The 5,141-nt window shown below is 43.6% G+C and carries 3 protein-coding genes; all 3 read right to left on the bottom strand.

The annotated features are described in order from the left end of the window. Positions 1-266 precede the first annotated feature (266 nt). The gene (locus AACT52_RS40600) at positions 267-455 is read right to left on the bottom strand and encodes a hypothetical protein (RefSeq protein WP_073635767.1); all 189 of its coding nucleotides are present in this window, start codon (positions 453-455) and stop codon (positions 267-269) included. 15 nt (positions 456-470) lie between these two features. Continuing rightward, positions 471-4,508 (bottom strand): nSTAND1 domain-containing NTPase, encoded by a 4,038-nt coding sequence (locus AACT52_RS40595; protein WP_073635766.1) that lies wholly within the window; start codon positions 4,506-4,508, stop codon positions 471-473. Between the two features lie 357 nt (positions 4,509-4,865). Further along, on the bottom strand, positions 4,866-5,141 hold a 276-nt coding region (locus AACT52_RS40590; RefSeq protein WP_233154189.1), incomplete at its 5' end, for a WD40 repeat domain-containing protein.

The following is a 5,141-nucleotide window of genomic DNA, read 5'->3' as shown; positions in this document are numbered from 1 at the left end:
TTGTTCAACCCCGCAAGGGGTTCGCGCTCGGTACTCGTTTTTAACGTTTGTCCATCTTTTCAATGATTAGAGGCGTACCGATCGCGACGATAACTGCCTTACCAGCGAAGTCGATGGTGCTTGCGTTCCAAGCGTTTTTTATAATTACTTAAAAAAATTCAATCGTATGACCTTGGAAATCAAGCTTATTTTCGTCTTCCTACAGTGATGGAAGAGGGCTACAACGTCTAGGCGGGTTATGTTGATCAACTACTTTTTACTACACCCTAGTGCTTAGGCTCCTTACATTCCCCTGGTGGATCTTCCCAGACTCCGCCTTTAGCTTCACACTCTTTTTTCTTGTCATTAGCGTTTGCGTCTGTTAGGCTAGTGTCCATCAGATCGTATGCGTCTTGCCATTCCCCTGGTGGATCTCTCCAAACTTTACCGGGCTGTTTCTTATTTTGTTGGTTCATTTTTGAAAACCTCCTTTACTGACAGAGATTGCGAGCTTTTGCTTCCACGTGCTGATTGTACTTTAAATAATCTTTTAACCATTGACATGATACTACTCCTAGCTGATCTATATCTACGTCTAGCTTCCATATAATGGCAGTTGCATCTTGACTGCTAGTGACAATTTTCTTGCTATCCGGGCTGAAATTCACGCTTAAGACAGTATTAGTATGACCTCTAAAAGTTTGGATTTCTTGTCCGTTTAGGTTCCACAATTTAGTAGTTTGGTCTTTACTAGCAGTGGCAATTGTCTTGCCATCTGGGCTAAAACTTACCCTAAAAACATCGCTGGAATGATTTTTGAGTGTTTGGAGTAGCTGACCGTTTATATTCCAGAGTTTGGCATTACCGTCAGCACTGCCGGTGGCAATTAATGTGCCGTCCGGGCTAAAACTGACGCTATATATAGAAGAGGAATGTCCTTTAAAAGTTTGGAGTAACTGACCGTCTACACTCCAGAGTTTGGTAGTAGCATCAGTACTAGCAGTGGCAATTGTTTTGCCGTCTGGACTAAAACTCACATCCCAAATATTCTGATTATGCGCTTTTATTGGGACAAAGGTTTTAGTGTTAAGGTTCCAAAGGTTAACAGTTCCATTTGTATTGGCAGTCGCAATTATTTTGCCGTCCGGGCTGAAACTGACGCTATTGACTTGATCTTCGTTTGCTTTAAGAGTTTGAAGTAACTGACCTTCAAGATTCCAAAGCTTGACAGTACCATCCCAACTTGCAGTGGCAATTGTCTTGCTGTCAGGACTAAACCTCGCCTTGTAGACGCGTTTGCTATGTCCTTTTAGGCTATGTAGCAGTTGACCGTCTATAGTCCATAGTATAGCAGAATTATCATCACTTGCAGTAACAATTGTCTTGCCATCCGGACTGAAATTTGCATCGAAAACCCAATTTTCATGCCCTTTCAAAAGGGTTTTGAGCTTGCCAATCTCAGTTCTCCAAAGTTTGGCAGTACCATCCCTACTTGCTGTAGCAATTGTCTTACCATCAGGGCTGAAACTTATGCTTCTAATCTCATTCTTATGCCCCTTGAAAGTTTGCAGTAGCTGACCGTTGAGGTTCCAAAGTTTGGCAGTACCATCAGCACCGGCTGTGGCAATTGTCTTACCATCCGGGCTGAAACTTATGCTTCTAATCTGATTCTTATTCTCCTCGAAAGTTTGCAACGGCTGACCGCCTATGCTCCAAAGTTTGGCAGTACCGTCAGCACTAGCTGTGGCAATTGTTTTTCCATCTGGGCTAAAACTTACACTCCAGATCCAAGCTTTATGCCCGCTAAAAGTTTTGAGTAGCTGAGCGTTAAGGTTCCAAAGTTTGGCAGTACCGTCAGTACTAGCTGTGGCAATTGTCTTTCCATCTGGGCTAAAATTGACGCTCAAGACGCTAGTTTTGTGACCTTTAAAAGTTTGAAGTAACTGAGCGTTGATGCTCCAAAGTTTGGCAGTACCGTCAGCACCAGCAGTGGCAATTGTCTTTCCATCGGGGCTAAAACTGACGCTATAAACCCAACCATTATGCGCTTTGAAAGATTGAAGTAGCTGACCATCAACACTCCAGAGTTTAGCAGTACCGTCAGCACTAGCTGTGGCAATCGTCTTACTATCGGGACTAAAACTGACGCTATAAACCCAATCATTATGCCCTTTCAAAGTTTGGCGCAGTTGACCATCAACACTCCAAAGTTTAGCAGTGCCATCTCTACTAGCAGTCGCTATTGTTTTACCATCACGGCTGAAGCTAATATTTAAAACATCATCCGTATGGCTTTCTAATCGGTTGTACTCTTGAATTTCGTAAACTATCTGCTGAAAAATTCTAAGAAACTCCTGGCTCAAATCATCAGCTTTTCCCAAGACTAATGTTTTAAATTGCTTCTCTGCTCTTACCGCTTCAACCATCGCTTCAAGTTGCTGGTTAGAGCTAAGAAGAACTTTAGATGTTTGAACTGTAGCCAAGATGCTTTGCTTTTGTGATTCTTGCCATAATAAGAAGAAGCATAAAATAGTAGCTGTACTCGCAAGTATACCTAAGGTAATACCAGCCCTAATTCCTCTTTTTTGGCGATCGCGCTTCGCAATACTAGCTTGGATGAAGTTGCGCTCTGTGAGTGTAAGTTCATCGGAACGCTTGTGCAACCAATCTTCTGCGACAGTTAGCGGCACACCTCGTAACAGTGCTCCCCCGTCATAGTTGTTTGTTTTCCACTCATGTATTGCTACCTTTAACCGCTCCTGCCAAATACGAAATTGACGGTTAGCATTCATCCATTCTCGCAGAGTTAACCATTCTCGAATCAGCGCTTCATGAACAACTTCTACCGTATCTTCTCCAGATTTGTTGTCGCGTCCTGTTACAACTAAACGGGCAGTATATCCTGCTAAATAACTCACTAATTCCCAATTTTCCTCTCCTACCTCTGCACGGGTTGCTAGCCGCCGAGTATCCTCTGTACCCTCTCCTGGACGGATTAATTGCAGAAAAATGCGCTGTGCTTGTTTCTGTTGTGTCTGATTCAGTTGTTGATAAATCTGCTCCGCATGATTGGCTATAGCTTTTTTTACACCACCAATCTCGTCATATGCTTGGTGAGTGAGGACACGGTTTTGCTGTAATGACCACATTCGAGTCAGCGCAAATTCCAATAAAGGTAAGTTACCTGGTTCAAACCCCACATCATCTAAAATTCGTTGAGTCAGTTGTGCTTCTAGTTGCACTTCTAGCTTTTGTGCTGGTTGCTCAATTGTTCTCTGTAGTTCCTCCCGACTCATAGAACTGAGCAGTTTTGGTGTAAACTGGTCTAAGGCATCCCTCCAAGGACGGTAGGAAAGGACATAGCCGTAGAAGTCAGCTCGTAAGGTTAAGACGAGTGTAAAGCACTTTTGATGGATTGCTGTTAGTAAAGTATCAGCAAAAGACTGGATTTCCTCCTTATTCTTGCAAAGGGTATAGAGTTCCTCAAACTGGTCTGCAACGAGCAGAAAACGTTTTCTTGGGTTAAGTTCTGTAATGCGAGACACAATCTGCTGCAAAGACACCTTGCCTTCTTGGATCTTTTGTGCTAACTCAGCAGCTTCTATCAGTTGTTTGGTTTCACTAAGTTTTGGTTCTAATTGATTTACTAATGCACAAGCAAGTTGATAAAATGGTTGGTTACCAGGACGGAACGATTCAATCAGCCATCTTCCTTCTTCTTGCAAGTGAGGAACGAGTCCCGCAAACACCACAGAAGATTTGCCACTTCCACTAGGACCAATCACAGCGATGAGTGGCTGAGACTGAGTTGCTTGAACTAAATTATCTACAAATGTCTCCCGTCCAAAGAAGAATGCTGCATCTTCTTCACCAAAGGCAGCTAATCCCTGATAAGGATTTGGAGGAATAATATTTGTATCAGGCAGACTGGAAACAGTATCAATATCAATATCAATGAGCTCTTTTTTTAAAAGAACCGGAGTTTGATGCTCCAAATAACGCATTATCTGAGAGCAACCTAGTTCATAAGCAAACTCCACCCCCTCGCCAGCACTAATTGCATCGTAAAACGCTACAGCAAACGCAACGGCTGCTTTATCTCCAACTGTCTGATTCATACCAATGACATAATGAATGCATTGGCTAATTGCCTTTGCCTGCACCTCTGAATAACAAGCGTTTAAAACGACACAGTCTATACCCTTTGTGGCGAATAGCTTGAACATAGCGGCTAGTTCTTCTGCCTGCACACACGCTGAGAGTCCTGTTTCATCTTCCAGAACAATACCTTCTTGTCCAGCACCATGTCCGCAGAAGTGAATAATCTGGGGCTGATAATCCAAGATTGCTCGGTAAAAATCTCGCGATCGCACTGCCCATTTTTGCTCTAACTTAAACTGCTCTCGTTTATTTGCGCGTCGCAATCCTTCATCAATTTCCCGTACCTCTTCATCCAGTCGTAACCGAGAGGTGTTTGTAGGATTCGCTGCCAGAATTAAAATTGTTTTGACACGCGTGCTGTTACTCATAAAAGAGCTCATGGGAGGAGGTATTGAGACTTAAGTTGTGCGTTGACACCGCAGACAGAATATGGAGTTATCAAACATCTATAGCAGTTTTTAATTGAGTGCAATACAGGTTGTTTGTAGGGGCACGGCAATGCCCATTAGTGTCAACAATCACGTTTCAACCTTTATTCCACGTTGATTTACCCCACCCCCAACCCCTCCCCTTACTAAGGGGAGGGGAGGTTTTGGCGTCAGACAAAACCGGGGTGGGGTGGAGCGAGAATTGTGGGTAAGATGAGAGCATGATCTAACCTAATTACAACGTTCTTGCCTAAGACACGTATGGGCAATGCCGTGCCCCTACCGTGTGCGTGTATTCTACTTCTCATTAGTATTGCCAATACCATCGCAAAGGTGGCGATCGCTCTCCCTAACGTTGGGATTTGTCTGCAAATAAGCGCGTACACGATCACAACTACGTCTCATTAGAGCATTTAGGTCATCTAAGTACACATCCCACAGTTTGATGGTGTTGTCATGACTACCAGAAGCCATCGTCTTGCCATCACGGCTGAAGGCGACGCTACTGACAGAACTGCTATGCCCGTTGAGGGTTTTGAGTTCTTTGCTTGTTGCCACATCCCACAGTTTGAT

Source organism: Scytonema sp. HK-05 (assembly GCF_963872035.1).
Classification (GTDB): Bacteria; Cyanobacteriota; Cyanobacteriia; order Cyanobacteriales; family Nostocaceae; genus Kalymmatonema.
The sequence above is the reverse complement of the archived record's forward strand: the minus strand, read 5'-3'. Positions and strand labels throughout refer to the sequence as shown.

Excerpts from the sequence above, each read along its gene's own strand:
- AACT52_RS40595 (WP_073635766.1), bottom strand. The coding sequence starts at position 4,508 with ATGAGTAACAGCACGCGTGTCAAAACAATTTTAATTCTGGCAGCGAAT.
- AACT52_RS40600 (WP_073635767.1), bottom strand. The coding sequence starts at position 455 with ATGAACCAACAAAATAAGAAACAGCCCGGTAAAGTTTGGAGAGATCCA.